We start from the raw sequence: 19,744 nt of genomic DNA, 5'->3' as shown, positions 1-19,744 counted from the left end.
CGTGGCCATGGAGCGGCAGGGGGCGTTGTCGAGACGGGATTTCCTGAGGGGTGGCAGGCAGGACGCCAGCATCCGCATCCGACCGCCGGGGGTTGAAGATGCAACACTTGCGGCCTGCACCGGCTGCGGCGCCTGCGTCGAGCACTGTCCTGCAAAGATCATCAGCCTCGTGGATGGACTGCCGGCACTCGACTTCACGGTTGGTGAATGCACATTCTGCGGCGCCTGCGCTGCAAGCTGTCCCGAGCCGGTTTTCGTCGAGGCGGCCAGCCGCTTCGATCACATCGTTGCCATCTCGGACGCATGCCTGCCATTCCAGCGTGTCGACTGCCAGGCCTGTCGGGACGCCTGTCCCACCGCGGCGATCCGCTTTCGCCCGGTGCGCGGCGGGCCTTTCGTGCCGGAGTTGCTGGCCGAAGCCTGTACCGGCTGCGGCGCCTGCATTGCAATCTGTCCCGTCGGTGCGGTGACAACCGCGCCGTTGAGCACGGAGGCCGCCTATGCCTGAGACGCGGCGCCATCACATTTCCAGCGCGGTCATTCTTTCCAAGCCCGGTTGCCTCGACGGAGTGCACGCCGCGCTTGTCGATTTTGACAATGTCGAGGTGCACGGCGCGGACAAGGGCAAGATCGTCATCGTCATCGAGGGGCCGTCGACCGGCGTGCTCGGGGATACGCTGATGCGCATCTCCCTTCTCGACGGCGTGATCGCGGCAAACATGGTTTTCGAACATGTCGAGATGGAAGAGGAAGAGGTGCATGGGCAGCGAACTGACGCGGCGTGACATCCTGAAGGCCCAGGCGGCGGGCGTCGCTGCGGCGGCGGCCGGCATAGCACTGCCGGTCGCCGCCCAGCCCGTGCCGGGCGGGGTGAGTGCACTGGAAATCAAGTGGGACAAGGCGCCCTGCCGGTTCTGCGGCACGGGCTGCGGCGTGATGGTGGGCGTCAAGGAGGGCAAGGTCGTCGCCACGCATGGCGACATGCAGGCGGAGGTCAATCGCGGCCTCAACTGTATCAAGGGCTACTTCCTGTCGAAGATCATGTATGGCGCGGACCGCCTGACGGCGCCGCTGCTGCGCAAGCGAAACGGTGTCTACGCCAAGGACGGCGAGTTCGAGCCCGTCACCTGGGAAGAGGCCTTCGACGTGATGGCCGAGCAGTGCAAGAAGGTGCTGAAGGAGAAGGGGCCGACGGCCGTCGGCATGTTTGGTTCCGGCCAATGGACGATCTTCGAGGGCTATGCCGCGACCAAGCTGATGCGCGCAGGCTTCCGCTCGAACAATCTCGATCCGAATGCCCGCCATTGCATGGCGTCCGCTGCCTACGCCTTCATGCGAACCTTCGGCATGGACGAGCCGATGGGCTGCTACGACGATTTCGAACATGCCGACGCCTTCGTGCTGTGGGGCTCGAACATGGCGGAGATGCACCCGATCCTGTGGACGCGCATCGCCGACCGGCGGCTCGGCAACGAGCATGTGCGGGTCGCGGTGCTCTCCACCTTCACCCACCGCAGCATGGACCTCGCCGATATCCCCATGGTCTTCAAGCCGGGCACTGACCTAGTGATCCTGAACTACATCGCCAATCACATCATCCAGACCGGCCGGGTGAACGAGGATTTCGTGCGCAACCACACGAAGTTCGTGCGCGGCGTCACGGATATCGGCTATGGGCTGCGGCCCGACAATCCGGTCGAGGTCAATGCCGCCAACTCCGCCGATCCCGGCAAGACCGAGGCGATCGACTTCGAGGCGTTCAAGGCTTTCGTTTCCGAATACACATTGGAAAAGGCCGTGGAGATGACCGGCGTCGAAGCCGGTTTCCTCAAGCAGCTCGCCGAGCTTTACGCCGACCCGAACCGCAAGGTCATGTCGCTCTGGACCATGGGCTTCAACCAGCATGTGCGCGGTGTCTGGGCAAACCAGATGGTCTACAACCTCCACCTCCTGACCGGAAAAATCTCCGAGCCCGGCAACAGCCCGTTTTCGCTGACCGGCCAGCCGTCCGCCTGCGGCACGGCGCGCGAGGTCGGCACCTTTGCCCATCGTCTGCCGGCCGACATGACGGTGACCAATCCTGAGCACCGCAAGCATGCGGAGGAGATCTGGCGCATTCCGCACGGCATCATCCCGGAAAAGCCGGGTTACCACGCGGTCCAGCAGGATCGCATGCTGAAGGATGGCAAACTCAATTTCTACTGGGTGCAGGTCAACAACAACGTGCAGGCCGCGCCGAACACGTCGAACGAGACCTACCAGGGCTATCGCAATCCGGAAAACTTCATCGTCGTCTCGGACCCCTATCCGACGATTACGGCGATGAGCGCGGACCTCATCCTGCCGGCCGCCATGTGGGTGGAGAAGGAGGGGGCCTACGGCAACGCCGAGCGGCGCACCCACGTCTGGCACCAGCTCGTGCAGGCGCCGGGCGAGGCGCGCTCCGACCTCTGGCAGATGGTGGAGTTTTCCAAGCGCTTCACCACGGACGAGGTCTGGCCGGCGGAGCTGCTTGCTGCCAATCCCGACTACAAGGGCAAGACGCTCTACCAGGTGCTGTTTGCCGAAAGCGACGTGGCAAAGTTCCCGATCAGCGAGGTCAAGCCCGAGCACGCCAACAACGAGGCGCAGCATTTCGGCTTCTACCTGCAGAAGGGGTTGTTCGAGGAATATGCCACCTTCGGCCGCGGCCATGGCCATGATCTGGCGCCCTACGACACCTATCACGAGGTGCGTGGCCTGCGCTGGCCGGTGGTCGACGGCAAGGAAACGCTCTGGCGCTACCGCGAGGGCTACGATCCCTATGTGAAGCCCGGTGAAGGGGTGAAATTCTACGGCAACGCAGACGGCAGGGCGGCGATCATCGCCGTGCCCTACGAGCCGCCGGCGGAATCGCCGGACGCCGAGTTCGACACCTGGCTCGTCACCGGCCGTGTGCTGGAGCATTGGCACTCCGGTTCCATGACCATGCGCGTTCCCGAGTTGTTCAAGGCCTTCCCGGGTGCGCTTTGTTTCATGAATGCGGACGATGCCCGCAAGCGCGGCTTCAACCAGGGATCGGAGATCCGCATCATCTCGCGGCGCGGCGAAATCCGTTCGCGCGTCGAAACGCGCGGCCGCAACCGCGTACCACCGGGCGTGATCTTCGTGCCGTGGTTCGATGCCAGCCAGCTCATCAACAAGGTCACGCTCGACGCCACCGATCCCATCTCGAAACAGACGGATTTCAAAAAATGCGCAGTCAAGATCGAACCGGCCGTCTGACCCTCGGCAAAGGATGGGTCCTGGCTGCGCTCAGCGCAGCCGTTATCGTCACAAGCGCCATGGCGCAGATGGTTCCGCAGCTGTCCGGTCCTCAGGGCGACGCGATGCAGACGCTACCGGCCGATCCGCTGCCGAAGTGGATCGTCGACGACATAAGGCGCATGCGCGCCTATCCCGAACAGCCACCGATCATTCCGCATTCGATCGACGGCTACCAGCTCTCGGTCAACGCCAACCGCTGTCTTTCCTGCCACAAACGCGAGTTCTCGCAGGATGCCGGCGCGCCGATGATCAGCATCACCCACTACATGACGCGCGAGGGCCAGATGCTCGCCGACGTCTCGCCGCGCCGCTACTTCTGCACCGCCTGTCATGTGCCGCAGGCCGACAAGAAGCCGCTCGTCGGCAACACGTTCAAGGATATGAGCGAACTCGGTGTCACCGGGGCGGGAAGCGAGTGATGGTGGCGCGCATCAAGGCAATTGTAGCTTGGGTCTGGACGATGCTGACGACGCCTGCGGCGACGCTCAGCCTCGCCTTCCTGACGCTCGGCGGTTTCGTTGGCGGCGTGATGTTCTGGGGCGCCTTCAACACGGCGCTCGAGCTGACAAACACCGAAAAGTTCTGCACCTCGTGTCACGAGATGAAGGACAACGTCTACCAGGAGCTGACGAGAACGGTGCACTTCACCAACCGCTCCGGCGTGCGTGCCTCCTGCCCGGATTGCCATGTGCCGCACGAATGGACCGACAAGATCGCCCGCAAGATGCAAGCGTCGAAGGAGGTCTGGGGAAAAATTTTCGGCACGATCAACACGCGCGAAAAATTCCTGAACCACCGGCTCGAGCTGGCGAAGCACGAATGGTCGCGCCTGAAGGCAAACGACAGCCTGGAATGCCGCAACTGCCATTCCGCCGTCGCGATGGACTTCACCAAACAAACCCAGCGCGCCGCCGACATCCATTCGAAGTACCTCTTGCCCGGCAAGGCGACCTGTATCGACTGCCACAAGGGCATTGCGCATGAGCTTCCGAACATGGAAGGGGTCGAGCCCGGCTGGAAGATGCCGAGGGAACTCGAAGGCAAGGAGTTGCCCGCCGCATCGAACGATGCGATCGGCGACCTTCGCGAGGCCGTTGCCAGCGCGCATGGCACAACGGGGTTCTAAGACGCACCCCTGTCACAGGCCTTGGCCACGCAATTACTGCGGGCTGTTTGCGCCGACCGCGCTTTCGACCGGAAGCGGCGGCAGATCGGGGGCGGCGAGGCCCTTGAACGGTTCACGCCACGCGTCGAGCTTTTCAAGCTGCTCTGACCAGCGTCGTATCGCGGGATAATCATCGATCGGCAGCCGCGCGGCATCGTTGAACGGCAAAAACGTCCCCATGCGAAAATCGGCAAAGGAGATGGTGTCTCCGACCAGCCAGAGGCGATCCGACAGTGCATTCTCAAGGATGGCGGCCGCCTTGCGAAACTCCCGCAGGCCTTCATCGACCAGTTGGTCGTCGCAGGGGCCGATACCATATCGCTGCTTGGTGCCGCGCTCCCAATGCACCATGTCGCAAGCCTTGACGAAGTTGTCCTTGCCCCAGCTGATCCAGCGGATCATATCCGGTTCGTCATCGTCCGTCCGCCAGAAGTTGGAGCCGGCATTGCGGGAGAACCAGCAGGCGATCGCGTCGCTTTCCCAAAGCGATCGATTGGGAAGCTCCAGTATCGGCAGCAGCAGGTTCGGGTTGAGCGGCAGGTAGCGGGCCGCCTGGCCGGACGCCCGGGGCGTCGCAAACTCGAAGGCGACCTCCGCATGGAGAAAGCGCGCAACGGCGACGGCCAAGCGTGGATTGGGATTGCGGCTGAAATACAATTTCATACGATGTGATCCTCCCTATCTGTCGTCTTCAAGGACGAATGAAGGATGCGCTCGCCGACATCCGCGCAGAAAAATCGACAATCGCTTCCCTTTGTGACGCCGGTAGTCAAAGGAAGATATGGACGATGAGGGATGTCAGAACCGCATTGAACCCCATGGCGATCCCCGAAAACAACCCCGCGACCGGATCGACTGAATAGGCGCGCGCCGTGCCGATGCCGTGCGAGGCAAGGCCAACCGCAAAACCGCGGGCGCTGAAGTCCTTGATGCGCATGGCGTTCATCATCGGCGTCACGACGATCGCACCGCAAATGCCGGTGAGGACGACTACGGCTGCGGTCAGCGCCGGATCGCCGCTCAGGCCGGAGGAAATGGCCATGGCAACGGCCGCCGTCGTGGATTTCGGCGCGAGCGAGGCGACGACATCGGGCGAGAAGCCGAACAGCTGGCTCAGGAACACCGTCGACCCGACGGCCGTGAGGCTGCCGACGACGAGGGCGCAGAGCATGGGAACGAGGTTGCTCTTCACGAGCGAAAGTTTCTCGTAGAGCGGGATGCCGAGCGCCACGGTGGCCGGCCCGAGCAGGAAATGGATGAACTGCGCGCCCTTGAAGTAGGCGTCGTAGTCGATCCCGACGATGCAGAGAATGGCGACGATGACGCCGATCGACAGCATGATCGGGTTGAGCAGCGGATTGCCGGGGCTGAGGCCGGCTATGGCAGTGGCGGCCAGCCAGACGACGAGCGTCGTGACGAGCCAGAGGAGGGGCGACGTCGCAAGATAGACCCAGAGCCCTTCAGTCATTGGCGTAGCCTCCGGAAAGCCTCTTCACCAGGATGAAAACCCAGACCGTGACGGTGAGCGTGATGACTGTGGAGAGGATGACGATGGCGAGGAGTTCAAAGCCGCTGTTACGGATGAGATCGAGATGCTGGATGATCCCGACCCCTGCCGGTACGAAGAGGATGCCGAGATTGGCAAGCACCACCTTGGATGTGTCGATGGTCTGCTGATGGGCCGGCCGCAGGATTTTGACGCCACCGGTGAGGGTGAGGGCCACGGCGGCCATTGCCATGCCGATGACGGGTCCCGGCACATATCCGTTCAGAAAATAGGCGGTAACCTCGCCGATCAACTGAAAGACGAGAAGAACTGTAATCCCGATAAGCATGCCTGGCTCCTGTCTGGCTAAGGGCTTTGCCGATGCGACTCAGCAAGCGCGTCAGCCAGACGGTAGGGGCCTATGCGCGTCTCATCCAGAGGCAGAGCAAGAGCGGTTCAAAATCTGTTCGCCAAGGGCTCACCCGCGGGGCCGAAGGAGCCGTTGTGCGACGCCGGCAAACAGCGCGACGCCGGTTTCGAGGGCGTTTTCATCGATGTCGAAATCGGCGGCGTGGTGCACGGCGGGGATGTCGCTGCCGATGATGCAGTAGGCGGCGGTGCCGCCGGTTTCGCGCACGCGACGGATCATCAGGCAGGCGTCATCGCCGCCGCCGATCGACCATTCCGGCAGGACCTCGGTGACGCCGGGCAGGCCGGTCGAGACGTCCGCAATGAGGGCCACGGCCTCCGGGCTGTTTTCGTTGCCGGGCATGTGGCTCTTGCGCACGGTGTCGACCGCGCATTGATGCATGGCGGCGGCGCCTTCAATCACCGCATGGAGCCGTTCGACCATATAATCGTGAGCGGCGTGGCTGTTGGCGCGCACCTCCACGAGCATCTCGCAGGTATCGGCGATGATGTTGAAGGCGGTGCCGGCGCGCAGCACGCCGACATTGACGAACGTTTCCGCACCGGAAAAACGGGAAATGCCGTGCAGCCCGAGCGCTGCCGATGCGCCGGCGAGGAGCGCGTTGCGGCCCTCCTGGGGACCCATCGCCGCATGCGCGACGGCCCCGCGGAAGGTGACGGCGAAACGGCTGGAGAAGAGGAAGCCGACAGCGCTCGCGGCGATCTTGCCGGAGGGCAGCAGGCAGCCGAGATGGCCGACGAACAGATGATCCACGCCCTCGACCGCCCCGCCTGCGACCATAGGTGCCGCGCCGCGGGCACTTTCCTCGGCCGGCTGGAAGATCAGGCGAAGGGTTCCGACGAGGCCCTTTTCCTGCGCGAGCCGCCGGGCAAGGGCGAGGCCGATACCGACATGGCCGTCATGGCCGCAGGCATGCATGCGGCCGGCAAAGAGCGAGCGATAATCCTCGGCATTCGGCCGATGGGCTTCCGCCTCGGTTTCGCTGACCGGCAGGGCGTCCATGTCGAAACGGAAGGCGACGGTGGGGCCGTCTCCAAAGCGATAGTCGGCGACGATGCCGGTCAGGCCGTCCGGCATGCGCTCCATCCATGCCGCATCGCCGCCCGCGGCGAGCGCCAGGCGCTTGGCGTCTTCAACCTGTTCGCATGACGGCGGGTCGATGACGATCTCGGCGTCCATGACTTCGCGGCCGGTTCGTACGGCAAAGCCCAGGTGATCGAGATAGGCGGCGATGCGCGAGGCCGTGCGGTATTCCAGGAAAGCCGTTTCCGGGTAGCGGTGCAGGTCGCGGCGAACGAGCACGGCGGGCGCATTGCTGGCGGCGATCATCTCGGCAAGGGTCATGGGCATTCTCTATCTGGGTTAGCCGCGGCTGGCGAGCGAAACGCCAACCGTCGCGATGGAGAGGCCGGCGATCTGCATCACGGTGAGGCTTTCGCCAAAGCCGATCCAGGCCATCAGGGCCGAGACGCCGGGCACGAGGAAGAAGAGCGAGGACACTTTCGACAGAGCACCCTTCCGGATCATGTGCAGGAGCAGCAGGACCGCGCCGAGCGACATGCCGAAAACCGACCAGGCAAGGCCGATCCACAGCGGCAGCGCCGTGATGTCGAAGGCCGGTCCGCCGACGAAAGGCAGGACGAGCGCCGTCGGCACGAGGGCGCCGACATATTGCACGGCCGTGTTGGTGAGCGGATCGGCGGCAATCGCCGTGCGCTTCACGAAGATCGATCCGAGCGTAAGGGACAGAACGCCGCCAAGGCAGATCGCGAGCGGGATGAGCGGAATGCCGCCAGCCTCCGTTGCGCCGAGTTTCGGCGCCAGCGTAACGAGCGTGCCGAAGGCCCCGACGAGAATGCCGATGGCACCGCGCCGCGACATGCGCTCTCCGAGCACCCGGCCGGCAAGGAGTGTCACGAGCAGCGGCTGCATGCCGGCCATCAGCGCCGAGATCGCCGTCGGAAGGCCATTGGCCACGGACCAGAAGACCCCACCGAGATAGAGGCCGTGGATCAGGACGCCGGCAAGCAAAGCCTGCCCCCATTCCCGCGCCGTACCGGGCCAGGCGGCGCCCTTCCAGAGCGCGATGGCGGCAAGTGCCAGCAGCGCCAGCGCAAAGCGCACGGCAAGGAAGGTGAGGGGCTCGGCATGCGGCGCAACGAGCCGTGCAAGCACGAAGCCGCTCGACCAAAGCGGCACGAAGATCGCGGGAAGGAGCAGGTCGTTGCGCATGGGGGCGGCTGTGGCGGGCACGCTCACACCCCATGCCTTACGCTGAGGATCGGCGTTTCCAACAGGGCGCCGGTCGTGCCGTCAGCGATGCCGCGGTCGGTCTGGTGGGGGCCGGCATTGCAGGCGAGCGTTGCGCCGAAGACGGCCTTGAACACCAGGTAGGGTGGCTGCCAGTCGACGAGGCTGTCCGCCGCGGTTCGCACGGCGGCGAAGGCGCGCGCGACGTCCTCGAGCGGTGCATCGGAAAGAAGGCCCGAAAGCGGCAGTTCGAGCACGGCAAGCACCTTGCCATCCGCTGCAACGGCCATACCGCCGCCCGCTTCGATCAGTGCGTTGGCGGCGGCGGCCATGTCGCCCGGATTGCCGCCGAAGACGGTGAGATTGTGGCTGTCGTGCGAGACGGTGGTCGCAAGCGCCCCGCGCCATGTTCCCCAGCCGGAGAGCAGGCCGACGCGCGGGCGCGCATCCGCCCGCCCGTGCCGATGCGCAACCGCAATCAGCGCCGTGCCTTCGGGCGGGACGATGAAGCCGTCCGAAACGATCGCGACCGCCTCGGCCCATTCGGTGAAGCGGGGCTTGGCGATGAGGGCGACGGTTGCCTCGGTTCCCGCACACGGAATGCGGAAATCCTCTTCGCGTAGCAGGGCGAGATGCATGGAGCCCTGCAGCGGTGCCGCGTCGATTTCCTGGGCGGGTTCGATGAGCGCGCCGTCCTGCGCAACGATCCGGCCGCTGCTCAAGACCAGTTTCGCCCGGAACTCCGTGAGATCCTCGAAGAGCACGATGTCGGCGCGGCGGCCGGGGGCGATAAGGCCGAGGTCGCTGCGCCCGATCCGCCGTGCGGCGTTGAACGTTGCGGCCTGCAGGGCCCGTTCGGGCGTCATTCCGTAGCGGACGAGACGGCGCACCACGTCGTCGAGACCGCCGGCCTCGAAAAGATCGTCCGGGAAAACATCGTCGGTGCAGAGCGTCAGCGTCTGGGGCAACTGCGGCAGCGTGTTGAGGGCGGCGACGCATTCGGGCAGCAGGTGATCATGCGAGCCGCGCAGCTCGATGGTGAGACCGGCGCGCAGTTTTGAGAGCAGGTCCTCGCCGGAGACGATCTCGTGGTCGGAGCTGATGCCGGCAGCAATGAAGGCCTGAAGCTCCGGCCCCGCGAGGCTGCGGGCGTGGCCATGGATCGGCTTTCCCGCGTGGCGGCCGGCGTCAAGAATGGCGCTCATCCGCGCGCGGCCTTCGATGACGGCGCGCATGTCCATGACCTCGGCGATACCACCGATGTCCGGCCGGGCGAGCAGCGCCGCGATGGTCTCGGCGGAAAAATCGGCGCCGGCGACTTCCAGGCCTGGCGCGGAGGGCACGCAGGAGGGGGCGAGCAACACATGGCGCTGCGGCAGCGCGCGCGCGGCCTCGGCCGCCCAGTCGATGCCGGTTATGCCATGCACATTGCCCAGTTCATGCGGGTCCCAGACGAGCGTCGTCACGCCGCGCGGCAGGGTGGCAGCGGCATAGGCGGCCGGGGTGATCATCGAGCTCTCGACATGCATGTGCGTGTCGATGAGGCCGGGCGCGAGGATCAGGCCGCTGGCGTCGATCGTCTCGCGGGCGTCGAGACGGGCATCCTGCGGGTGCACGCTGGCGATCAGTGGGCCGACGAGGCCGATATCGGCGGCGCGGCGCTCGCCGGTCACCATGTCGATCAGCGTTCCACCGCGGATCAGCATGTCGAAGGGGCGGTCTCCGCGCGCGGCCGCAACGGCGGCTTCACGCAGGGTTTCGTCGTCGAGATCGCGGGTATCGGTCTTGCCGGTCATTGTCGCGCCTCGTCGGTCAGCGCGCTGAGAATGAGGCTGCGGGCAGTCGTGACATCGATGTCGGAGGCGAAGACGGCATTGCGTTTCTCCTGCGGTGCGCGCATGTCGACCACCGTGCGGCCGCGCGTCAGCAGACCAGACAGTTCCACGTCGATGCGCGCGTCGGTGAAGGTCACGGCCTGCGGGCACACGAAGGCGACGGCGGCGCAGGGATCGTAGACCGCCATGCCGGGCCGGCCGCGGCTGGTTCCAATGGAAATGTAGCCGGCGAAGAGGTCGGCGAGAAGTGCTGCATTCCTGCCGCCCGCATCGCGAACGGGCGTAGTGTCGTCCGGAAAGGCGACGACCTTGCGGCAGAGGTCGAGATCGACCATGCGCAGCGGCAAGCCATGGGCGAGCACGATCGCCAGCGCCTCCGGATCGGCGAAGGCATTGAATTCGGCCGAGGCCGTGTGGTTGCCGGCGGTGACGCCGCCGCCCATCCAGGTGAGGTCGGCGATCTTTTTTGCGAGATCCGGCCGGGCCAGCGCCAGGGCCGCGATGTTGGTCAGCGGGCCGAGAGCGAGGATGCGGCATGGCTTTGTCGCAGCCTCAAGCCATTGGCAGAGGGCGCTGAAGGCGTCGCTTTCCGGCAGCAAGGGCGCCAGCGGCAGGCTGCGGCCGGCGGTCAGCATGCCGGCTTCGCTCAGGATGTTTTCCGCGGTTTCGAGCCGGCCGAGCACCGGCAGGGCACGGCCGTTATGGATCGGAAAGGTCCAGCCGAAGGCAACGGCGGCCGAGGCTGCGTTCTGCCGCACCTGGCGGAAGCCGGAATTGCCGAAGACCAGCGAGATGCCGTCGATCGGCTCGGCGCCCCGTGCCACCGCCAGGATGGCGGCGATGTCGTCGAAGCCCATGTCGGTGTCGATCCACACACCCATGGTGCTCACGCGAAACGCTGGAGGGTGGCGGCTGCCGTGAGCGGCAGGTCGAAGGCCAGTTCTGCGCCAAGTGCGTGGACCGGCAGTGCCGCGCTCACTTCCGCGGTAATCGGGCCGAGGGGCGTATCGAGCAGATATTCGCGTAGGTTCCCGGTAAAGGAGACGCTTTTCACCGTGCCCTTGAACGGCCCGGCTTCGAGCGTCACGCCGGAGGGACGCCAGGCGAAGCCGGCAGCATTGCCCGGCAGCGCTTCGGCAAGCGCGATCGCACCGCCCGGTGTTGCCAGCTTGCCGCCGCGAAGCGCGAAAACATTCTCGAAGCCGACGAAATCCGCAACGAAGGCGGAGGCGGGGTTGTTGTAGATCTCCTCGGGCGTGCCGACCTGCTCGATCAGGCCTTCACGCATGACGACGATCCGGTCGGCGAGTGACAGGGCTTCCGCCTGGTCGTGGGTGACGAAGATCATGGTGACGCCGGTTTCCTTCTGCACGCGCTGCAGTTCGGCGCGCATTTCGACACGCAGGCGCGCATCGAGATTGGAGAGCGGCTCGTCGAGCAGCAGCACCTTCGGCTCCATCACCATGGATCGGGCAAGCGCCACGCGTTGCTGCTGGCCACCGGAGAGTTCGGTCGGTTTGCGGCCGGAAAGCGCGGAAAGGCCGACCGACTTGATGCCGGCAGTGACGCGCGCGTCGATATCGGCCGCGGCCATGCGCTTCAATCTGAGACCGAAGGCGACGTTTTCGAAGACCGACAGGTGGGGGAAGAGTGCGTAGGACTGGAAGACTAGGCCGACATTGCGCTTGTTGGCGGAAACGCGGGTAATGTCGGTGCCGTCGAGCGTGATGCGGCCGGAGGTGGGCGCAAGCAGGCCGGCAATCGAGCGCATGGTCGTCGTCTTGCCGCAGCCGGACGGGCCGAGGAAGGCGACGAGTTCACCCTTGCGGATCGAAAGGTTGAATTTGTCCACGGCAATCGAATTGCCATAGGAAAGCGTCAGGTTTTCGAGGGAGAGAAAGGCGCGATCAGACATAACGGGAGAATCCAAGGAAGCGTTCTGCGAGGAAGACGATACCGATCGACATCAGGGCGAGCAGGGCCGACAGCGCAGCAACGGAGGGATCGTAGGTGGTTTCCATGTAGGAGAGCATGTCGATGGGCAGCGTGCGCACGCCGGGGCCGGAGAGGAACAGCGAGACCGGCACCTGGTTGAAGCTCGTCACGAAGCCGAGGATGAAGGCGGCGAGGATGCCGCTCTGGATGTTCGGCAGCACCACCTTGAAGAAGGCGCCAAGGCGCGTCGCGCCAAGCAGCACCGCCGCCTCTTCCATGTCGGAGCGCAGGTTGTTGAAGCTGGAGGAGACGACGCGCACCGTATAGGGCAGCACGAGTGCGGTATGGGCGAGGAACAGCGCGACGCCAATCGAGAAGCTGAACGGCACGACGAGATAGCGCAGCAGGGCGAGGCCGACGATGATGCTCGGCACGATGATCGGCAGCGTGACGATCGTGTTGACGACCTCGCCGAACGGCAGCTTGTAGCGCGAGAGCGCATAGGCGGCCGGCACGCCGAGCAGCAGCGCGACGAAGGTGCCGCCGACGGCGAGGATCATCGACATGATGAAGCTGTCGCGGAAGCTTTCGACGGTGAAGACCTTGGCGACCCATTTCAGGGACAGGCCCTGCGGCGGGAAGACAAGTGTGTCGCCGGCTGAAAGGGAGGCTGCTACGATGATGATGAAGGGGCCGATCAAAAAGATGAGCAGCGCGGCGAGAATGATGGTGGAAAGCGTGCGGTTCATCGCTTGTTCCTCGCGGTCGCGAGCCGCTTCAGGAGCAGGTTCGCGGCAAAACACATGGCAATGAGAATGAAGGCGATGACGCTTGCCGAGACGAAATCGTTGGCGACGGTGACGCGCTGGAAGAGCAGGGTCTCCAGCATCAGCACCTTCGAGCCGCCGAGGATGGCGGGCGTGATGTAGGCGGTCAGCGAGCCGGTGAAGACCAGCGTGCCGCCGACGACGAGGCCCTCGCGTGTCAGGGGCAGGATGACCTTCCAGAACACCTGGAACCAGTTGGCGCCGAGCACCCGGGCGGCGAGGATCGCATCCTTCGGCATGTTTTCCAGCGCGCTGATCAGCGAGAGGATCATCAGCGGCAGGAAGAGCTGCAGCAGGCCGATGAAGACCGCCGTCTCGGTGAAGAGCAGGCGGATCGGCTCGTCGCTGAGGCCGACGGTCTGGAGCGCCTGGTTGACGATGCCGGTGCGGCCGAGGATGACGATCCAGGCATAGGTGCGCGCCACCGGCGAGATCATCAGCGGCAGCGAGATGAGGCCGATCATGCGGCCCTTGCCCGACGCGCTGAGATTGACGATGGCGAAGGCTGCGGCATAGCCGATCACCGCCGAGGCGACCGTTACGGCGAGGCCCAGCTTGAAGGTACGCACCAGCACCAGCCGGTTGAGCGGCTCCGAGAAGAAATCGATGTAGGCCGAGAAGGTCCAGCCTGTCGGGCTGCGAAAACCCTCGGCCAGCACGATGACGACCGGCACCAGGAAGACGATGGCCGCGAAGACGGCGGCCGGCAAAGCCAGCGCCAAGGCTTCAGCGCGATTTTGAAACATGCTGTGCTCCTGCCGAAAGAGGGCAGCGTTTGCCGGTGGCGAGGGCGCGTTCAGGCACCCTCCGCCGCAGGCGTGTGGATCGAGGAGACGGGCTTTTTACTGCGCGATCGTGATGTTCCATTCGGCAAGCCACTTCTCGCGGTAGTCGAGCGTGGTGGCGGCCGGCAGGAAGGTCAGCTTGTTGGCAACATCGGCGCCGTAGGTGAGCTTTTCGGCGATTTCCGGCGCGAGAACGACTTCCTTGTTCGCCGGGCTGTCGATCAGCATTTCGGCGATCTTGGTCTGGATCGGCACGGAGAGCCAGAAATCCATGAACTTCAGCGCGAGGTCCTGGTTCTTCGTACCCTTGACCAGCACCATGGCGTTCATGTCGCCGGCATCGCCTTCCTTCGTTGTTGCCCAGCCGACCGGCAGGTCGAGCTTGGAAATGCCGGCCCAGGAGAAGTGGCCCATGGGTGCGGCCCAGATTTCCTCCTGCTGCATTAACTGCACGAGCTGCGAGCTTTTCACGTAGAAGGTGACGAACTCGTCGCGTTTCTCGCCTACGGCGGCCATGGCGTCCTTGAGATCAGGCGTATCCTTGCCGAGCGCCTTGCCGATCATCGAGAGCACCGGACCACCCTGGTTGGTGGTGATGTTCGGCAGGGCAACATGGCCGACATACTCGTCCTTCAGGAGATCGGCCCAGGATTCGACCTTCATCTTGTCTGTGCGATAGGCGATGCCGGTCTTGTAGAAGGTATAGCCGACGCTCATGCCGTCGCCGTTCGGGTCCTTGGCAAAGTCGTAGAGCTTGTCGTAGTTGGAAAGCTTGGCGGGATCGAGCTTCTCGGTCAGGCCCTTGCGGGATGCGGCCAGCGCGTCGGCAAGCGAGAAGACGGCCATGTCGATGACCGGCGCATCCTTGTTGGCGTCGAGCTTGGCGAGGCGCTCGATGCTGTTGCCGGTTTCGACGACCAGCTTGCAGCCGCATTCCGCCTCGAAGGGCTTGTAGAGCGCTTCGGAGAATTCGTCCTGGGCGAAGCCGTAGACGGAAATGGTCAGCGTCTGTTCCTGAGCGGCCGCGAGCGTGCTGCCCGCAAGCCAGAACACGCTGGCGGCAAGAAGCGTCTTATGCATGTTTGATCTCCTCCTGAGAAATGCCGGCCGCCGGCTGCTCCTTCGGAGCCGGGCCACTGGAACGGCGGATGACAAGCTCCATCGGCACGGCGGCCTTGCGAGCGGTGACGGGCGGGCTCGGTGTATCGTCCGAGGCATCGCGGGCCTGGATAGCCTCGACCAGCGCGTCGAGCGCGAGGGTGGCGATTTCCGGCATGTTCATTTTTACGGTGGTGAGCGGCGGCGAGATGAAGGACGACCATTGCAGGTTGTCGAAGCCCGTGATCGTTGCTTCCGCCGGAATGGCGATGCCGGCCGACTGAAGTTCTGTGAGTGCCCGCAGGGCATGGGGGTCGGACACACAGGCAAAGGCGGAAAACCCGCGTGCGCGCCACGCGGCAAGACCGAGCGCGCAGCTCTTGCCGCCCTTTGCCTCGATCTCGACGATCCAGATCGTCTCGACTTCCCGGGCTTCTGCGAGTTGCGACCGCATGCCGTTGACGCGGGCGTTCTGGACGTTCGAGCTGGGGTCGTCGCCGATCAGCAGGATCTTTTCGTGGCCAAGCGCCCGCAAGTGGCGCGCGACCTGCGCGCCGCCCTCGAAATGATCGGCCGAGACTGTGTTCCTCGGTGTCGTCGGCGTGTCGATGATGGCAATGGGGCAGGCGGTTTCCGGCACGGTGGTGCCGCGCCGGGGAACGATGACGATGCCGTCGACGCCGCGCTCGATGAGCTGGAAGATCGCCTTGTCCTGCGCGGCGATTTCGTCGCGCGAGTTGGCGATCAGCACGCCGTATCCGGCATTCGTTGCGACGCGCTCGATTTCCTGGGCGATTTCCGGATAGAGCGGATTGCCGATATCGGGGAGCACCAGCCCCAGAACCCCGCTGCGCCCGGTACGCAGCGCCCGGCCGGCCTGGCTCGGCACGTAGCCCATCCGGTCGGCCGCATCGCGGATACGCTTGGCGAGCTCCGGCGACAGGCGCCCCTTGCCGGACAGCGCATTCGACACCGTCGCGATCGACACCCCGAGGTGGCGCGCCAGTTCCGAAAGGTTGGGGCGAGGTGGTTTCAAGAGAAGCTCATAAGCCTGATTAAACGTTTAAGCAACGCTACCAGAAAAAATGCCTCTGTCAATTGTTTATTGTTCTCTCATAAAAGCCACCTTGAAAGGCCGGGGCTATGTTCTTTGGGCCTGCTTGATTTCGACTCGGTCATGCCGCATGTCAAAATGCAGACGCGCCGCTCCAGGCAGCAAGAGAGTACGGTTGCGGGATGAAGCCGAACGAGTTGAACGTACTGGTCATCGACGAAAACCGGATCCGCGCCGCCATCATCGAAGAGGGGCTGCGTGACGCTGGCTATGGCCAGGTCACGGTCATAGACCAGATGCACGGACTGGCGCGGCGCATCACCGAGCTCAATCCCGACGTGATCGTCATCGATCTCGAGAACCCGAACCGTGATGAACTCGAGAGTATCTTCCAGCTTTCGCGGGTCATCCAGCGCCCGATTGCCATGTTCGTCGACAAGTCGGACGAAGCGTCGATCGAGGCCGCGGTGGAGGCCGGCGTGTCCGCTTATATCGTCGACGGGCTCAAGCAGGAGCGGGTCCGGCCGATCTTGAAGATGGCGATCAGCCGCTTCAACGCCTTTTCCCGGCTTAACCGTGAGCTGGAAGAGACACGCAGCGAACTGGAGAACCGCAAGGTGATCGACCGGGCCAAAGGTCTGCTGATGCGCTCGCGCGGTCTTTCGGAAGAGGAAGCCTACGCGCTTCTGCGCCGCACGGCGATGAACCAGAACCGCAAGATCGTCGAGATCGCCCAAAGCCTCGTCACGGCGGCAAGCCTGCTCGATCCGGGAGCGAAGGAATGACGATGTCCCACGCCATCACCGCCGGTTTCGTGCCGCTGCTCGACAGTGCCCTGCTCGTCGTTGCCAAGGAGAAGGGCTTTGCCGAGGCGCAGTCGATCGATCTGACCCTCGTGCGCGAACGGTCCTGGGCGAGCATACGCGACCGGCTGGCCGTCCGTCATTTCGATGTCGCGCATATTCTCGGCCCCATGCCGATCGCCTGCAATCTCGGTCTTTCCGCGCCGGCGCCAAAAATGATCGTGCCGATGGCGCTGGGCCTCGGCGGCAATGCCGTTACCGTGTCCACCGCGCTCTGGCAGGCGATGGCGGGTGAGGGGGCGACGGATGATCTTGATGCGCGCGCGAACGGCGTAGCTTTGCGCAGGGCCATCGCGCGGCGCGAGGGCGAGCCGTTGCGGTTCGGTGTCGTGCATCCCTATTCGGGGCACAACTACGAACTGCGTTATTGGCTGGCGGCAAGCGACATCGACCCGGACCGGGACATCGAGATCGTTGTGCTGCCGCCGCCCGATATGGGGGACGCACTGGCGCAGAGGCTGATCGACGGCTATTGCGCCGGCGAGCCGTGGAACACGTTTGGCGTGCTGAAGCGCGGCGGGCATCTGGCCACCGTCAAGGCCGCCATCTGGCGGTCGAGCCCGGAAAAGGTACTCGGCGTCAATGCCGGCTGGGCCGAAACTCATCCTGAAGCCCTGGCGGCGCTGCTTGTTGCGCTTCATCAGGCGTCTGCCTGGTGCGAAAAGCTGGAAAACCGCGAAGAGCTGGCGCATCTCCTGGCGCAGCCCGGCTATGTCGGGCATGATGCAGAGCTTCTGCTGCCTGCCTTGAGCGGCAACCTGCCGGTCGGCGGTGGTGTTGTGCAAAATATCGGCGACTTCTTCGTTCCGAATGCCAAGGCGGCGACCTTTCCCTGGAAGAGCCATGCGCTCTGGTTCTACACCCAGATGGTTCGCTGGCGGCAGATCGGCCACACGGCCGAACACCAGCAAGTCGCTGCCGAAACCTACCGGCCGGACATTTATCGTGCGGCGTTGAAGACGCTTGGACTTGCCATGCCGTCAGCCAGCTCCAAGGTCGAGGGTGCGCTGGCCGTGGAGACGCCCGTCGGCTCGTCCGGCGCGTTGACGCTCGGGCCGGACGGCTTCTTCGACGGCGGACGGTTCGATCCGGACGATTTAGACGCCTATATCCTGGCACAAAGGATCGGCTGAGCGGCCTGAAATGCGAAGCGCCTAATTTATGCGCACTGCACAAAAAATGGCATCGCACTGCACTTGTTCTATCCTGCCGTTGATCCGCGATTGGGAGCGAGGTCTCATCCATAGCATGAAATCAATGGTTTGCTAAAACTGGCACGCCGATTGCTTTTCTTGGTATAGGCCCTCGGGTCACGATATCGGCGTCCAACGAAGGGCGCCTCCAGCAAAGCCGCTGATCAGGAATCCTGCGACCACGGACCGTCCGTTTCGCACGCATCCTCATCAGCGGCTTTTTGTTTTTCACCCCCAAGTTGGAGCGGCACGACCTTGTCGGGCCACGGAGAAGCCATGTCTGAGACCAAGCAGCCTCCTCTATCCTCAAGCGAACCCGCCGTCGCCCTGTGGATGTCCACCTTCGCCTTCACCATCTGTTTTGCCGTCTGGACGATCTTCGCGATCATCGGCATCCGCATCAAGGAAGATCTGGGGCTCAGCGAAGCCCAGTTCGGCCTGCTCATCGGAACACCCATCCTCACAGGCTCGCTGGTGCGCATCGTGCTCGGCGTCTGGACGACCCGCTATGGCGGCCGCCTCGTCTACACGCTGACCATGCTGGCGGCATCGCTCTCCACCCTCTTGCTTTCCCATGCCACGACCTATCCGCAGATGCTGCTCGCCGGCCTCGGGATCGGGCTAGCCGGCGGTTCCTTCGCCGTCGGCATCGCCTATGTCTCGCCCTTCTTCCCGCCGGAAAAGCAGGGCACGGTGCTCGGCATCTTCGGTGCCGGCAATGTCGGCGCGGCGCTGACCAAGTTCGTTGCGCCCCTCGTGCTGGTCGCCGCCGGCTGGCAGATGGTTGCGCAGCTCTGGGCGGCTGCGCTGATCATGGCCGCCTTCGTCTTCTGGTTCACGACGACCGATGATCCGGCCTTCCGCAGCCGCCGCGAAGGCAAGCTCCCGCAGCGCAGTCTCCGCCAGGAGTTCGCACCGCTGAAGGACACCCGGGTCTGGCGCTTCTCGCTCTACTACTTCTTTGCCTTCGGCGGCTTCGTCGCGCTGTCGCTCTGGCTGCCGCGTTATCTCGTCGGCGTCTACGGCTTCGACATCGCCACCGCCGGCATGATCGCTGCGGCCTACTCGATCCCCGGCAGCATCTTTCGCGCCTTCGGCGGCATGCTGTCGGATCGCAAGGGCGCACGCAGCGTCATGTACTGGATGTTCGGCATTTCGGCCGTCGCGACGTTGATCCTGTCGCTGCCGGCGAGTGTGTCTCCCGCAGTCTTCATCGTCGTCGTCTTCGTGCTGGGTTTTGTCATGAGCCTCGGCAAGGCTGCCGTCTACAAGCACATCCCGGTCTACTACCCGGATGGTGTCGGTGCGGTCGGCGGCGTCGTCGGCATGGTCGGCGGGCTTGGCGGTTTCGTGCTGCCCATCGCCTTCGGTCTTCTGAAGGACGCGACCGGCCTCTGGTCGAGCTGTTTCATCCTGCTCTTCGCCGTCGTCGCCGTCTCGCTGATCTGGATGCATCTGTCGATCCGCCAGATGGAACGCCGCGCCCCCTCCGTCTCTGCCGTCGCCGCGTAATCGAA

Annotated in this window: 20 protein-coding genes; 8 read left to right on the top strand and 12 right to left on the bottom strand. The window is 64.4% G+C overall.

Translation table 11 applies throughout. The features are described 5' to 3' along the window. Nucleotides 1-7 precede the first annotated feature (7 nt). The 5 genes from napF to AC1RT2_RS14870 are packed head-to-tail and all read left to right on the top strand — an operon-like array spanning nt 8 to nt 4,432. Complete coding sequence (napF, locus tag AC1RT2_RS14890) at nt 8-508, top strand: ferredoxin-type protein NapF (protein WP_493102998.1); 501 nt, start codon at nt 8-10, stop codon at nt 506-508. Next, entirely contained in the window at nt 501-785 is a 285-nt protein-coding gene (locus tag AC1RT2_RS14885) for a chaperone NapD (RefSeq protein ID WP_493102996.1), read from the top strand. Before napF ends, AC1RT2_RS14885 begins: the two co-directional genes overlap by 8 nt. Then, nucleotides 760-3,264, top strand: a complete 2,505-nt coding sequence (napA, locus tag AC1RT2_RS14880; RefSeq protein WP_493102994.1) for a periplasmic nitrate reductase subunit alpha — start codon at nt 760-762, stop codon at nt 3,262-3,264. Before AC1RT2_RS14885 ends, napA begins: the two co-directional genes overlap by 26 nt. Continuing rightward, nucleotides 3,234-3,725, top strand: coding sequence for a nitrate reductase cytochrome c-type subunit (locus AC1RT2_RS14875; protein WP_493102992.1), 492 nt, complete (start codon nt 3,234-3,236; stop codon nt 3,723-3,725). Before napA ends, AC1RT2_RS14875 begins: the two co-directional genes overlap by 31 nt. Then, on the top strand, nt 3,725-4,432 hold the full coding sequence (locus AC1RT2_RS14870; RefSeq protein WP_493102990.1) for a cytochrome c3 family protein: 708 nt from the start codon (nt 3,725-3,727) through the stop codon (nt 4,430-4,432). Before AC1RT2_RS14875 ends, AC1RT2_RS14870 begins: the two co-directional genes overlap by 1 nt. Nucleotides 4,433-4,465: 33 nt before the next feature. Here the strand turns inward: AC1RT2_RS14870 and AC1RT2_RS14865 are convergent, their stop codons facing one another. The 12 genes from AC1RT2_RS14865 to AC1RT2_RS14810 all read right to left on the bottom strand — a co-directional run bounded on the left by AC1RT2_RS14865 (nt 4,466) and on the right by AC1RT2_RS14810 (nt 16,153). Continuing rightward, nucleotides 4,466-5,134: a glutathione S-transferase family protein gene (locus tag AC1RT2_RS14865; RefSeq protein ID WP_493102988.1), complete on the bottom strand. Its 669-nt coding sequence runs from the start codon at nt 5,132-5,134 to the stop codon at nt 4,466-4,468. 106 nt (nt 5,135-5,240) lie between these two features. Beyond that, nucleotides 5,241-5,939, bottom strand: a complete 699-nt coding sequence (locus AC1RT2_RS14860; RefSeq protein WP_493102986.1) for an LrgB family protein — start codon at nt 5,937-5,939, stop codon at nt 5,241-5,243. Continuing rightward, nucleotides 5,932-6,306, bottom strand: coding sequence for a CidA/LrgA family protein (locus tag AC1RT2_RS14855; RefSeq protein WP_069062222.1), 375 nt, complete (start codon nt 6,304-6,306; stop codon nt 5,932-5,934). The genes AC1RT2_RS14860 and AC1RT2_RS14855 overlap by 8 nt, the downstream gene beginning before the upstream one ends. A 129-nt stretch (nt 6,307-6,435) precedes the next feature. Then, nucleotides 6,436-7,731, bottom strand: coding sequence for an amidohydrolase (locus AC1RT2_RS14850; protein ID WP_493102984.1), 1,296 nt, complete (start codon nt 7,729-7,731; stop codon nt 6,436-6,438). Nucleotides 7,732-7,749: 18 nt separating this feature from the next. Then, complete coding sequence (locus tag AC1RT2_RS14845; RefSeq protein ID WP_493102982.1) at nt 7,750-8,640, bottom strand: DMT family transporter; 891 nt, start codon at nt 8,638-8,640, stop codon at nt 7,750-7,752. A 2-nt stretch (nt 8,641-8,642) separates the two neighbouring features. After that, complete coding sequence (locus AC1RT2_RS14840; protein ID WP_493102980.1) at nt 8,643-10,433, bottom strand: adenine deaminase; 1,791 nt, start codon at nt 10,431-10,433, stop codon at nt 8,643-8,645. After that, nucleotides 10,430-11,353: a nucleoside hydrolase gene (locus tag AC1RT2_RS14835; RefSeq protein ID WP_493103499.1), complete on the bottom strand. Its 924-nt coding sequence runs from the start codon at nt 11,351-11,353 to the stop codon at nt 10,430-10,432. The genes AC1RT2_RS14840 and AC1RT2_RS14835 overlap by 4 nt, the downstream gene beginning before the upstream one ends. Nucleotides 11,354-11,358: 5 nt before the next feature. Continuing rightward, the gene (locus AC1RT2_RS14830; protein WP_493102978.1) at nt 11,359-12,387 is read right to left on the bottom strand and encodes an ABC transporter ATP-binding protein; all 1,029 of its coding nucleotides are present in this window, start codon (nt 12,385-12,387) and stop codon (nt 11,359-11,361) included. Continuing rightward, on the bottom strand, nt 12,380-13,156 hold the full coding sequence (locus tag AC1RT2_RS14825) for an ABC transporter permease (RefSeq protein ID WP_493102976.1): 777 nt from the start codon (nt 13,154-13,156) through the stop codon (nt 12,380-12,382). Before AC1RT2_RS14825 ends, AC1RT2_RS14830 begins: the two co-directional genes overlap by 8 nt. Then, the gene (locus AC1RT2_RS14820; RefSeq protein WP_444801706.1) at nt 13,153-13,980 is read right to left on the bottom strand and encodes an ABC transporter permease; all 828 of its coding nucleotides are present in this window, start codon (nt 13,978-13,980) and stop codon (nt 13,153-13,155) included. Before AC1RT2_RS14820 ends, AC1RT2_RS14825 begins: the two co-directional genes overlap by 4 nt. Nucleotides 13,981-14,076: 96 nt before the next feature. Beyond that, nucleotides 14,077-15,099: an ABC transporter substrate-binding protein gene (locus tag AC1RT2_RS14815; RefSeq protein ID WP_493102973.1), complete on the bottom strand. Its 1,023-nt coding sequence runs from the start codon at nt 15,097-15,099 to the stop codon at nt 14,077-14,079. Further along, complete coding sequence (locus AC1RT2_RS14810; RefSeq protein WP_493102971.1) at nt 15,092-16,153, bottom strand: LacI family DNA-binding transcriptional regulator; 1,062 nt, start codon at nt 16,151-16,153, stop codon at nt 15,092-15,094. Before AC1RT2_RS14810 ends, AC1RT2_RS14815 begins: the two co-directional genes overlap by 8 nt. Nucleotides 16,154-16,353: 200 nt before the next feature. On the opposite strand from AC1RT2_RS14810, the gene AC1RT2_RS14805 reads away from it, so the two are divergent. The 3 genes from AC1RT2_RS14805 to AC1RT2_RS14795 all read left to right on the top strand — a co-directional run bounded on the left by AC1RT2_RS14805 (nt 16,354) and on the right by AC1RT2_RS14795 (nt 19,739). Continuing rightward, nucleotides 16,354-16,956, top strand: coding sequence for an ANTAR domain-containing response regulator (locus AC1RT2_RS14805; RefSeq protein ID WP_069062230.1), 603 nt, complete (start codon nt 16,354-16,356; stop codon nt 16,954-16,956). Then, nucleotides 16,953-18,167: a CmpA/NrtA family ABC transporter substrate-binding protein gene (locus AC1RT2_RS14800; protein WP_493102968.1), complete on the top strand. Its 1,215-nt coding sequence runs from the start codon at nt 16,953-16,955 to the stop codon at nt 18,165-18,167. The genes AC1RT2_RS14805 and AC1RT2_RS14800 overlap by 4 nt, the downstream gene beginning before the upstream one ends. 336 nt (nt 18,168-18,503) lie before the next feature. Further along, a complete protein-coding gene (locus tag AC1RT2_RS14795) occupies nt 18,504-19,739 on the top strand; it encodes an MFS transporter (protein ID WP_493102966.1) in 1,236 nt (411 codons plus the stop codon). Nucleotides 19,740-19,744 lie beyond the last annotated feature (5 nt).

The sequence above is a fragment of the Shinella sp. GW821-FHT11G07 genome, assembly GCF_058808115.1.
The sequence above is the reverse complement of the archived record's forward strand: the minus strand, read 5'-3'. Positions and strand labels throughout refer to the sequence as shown.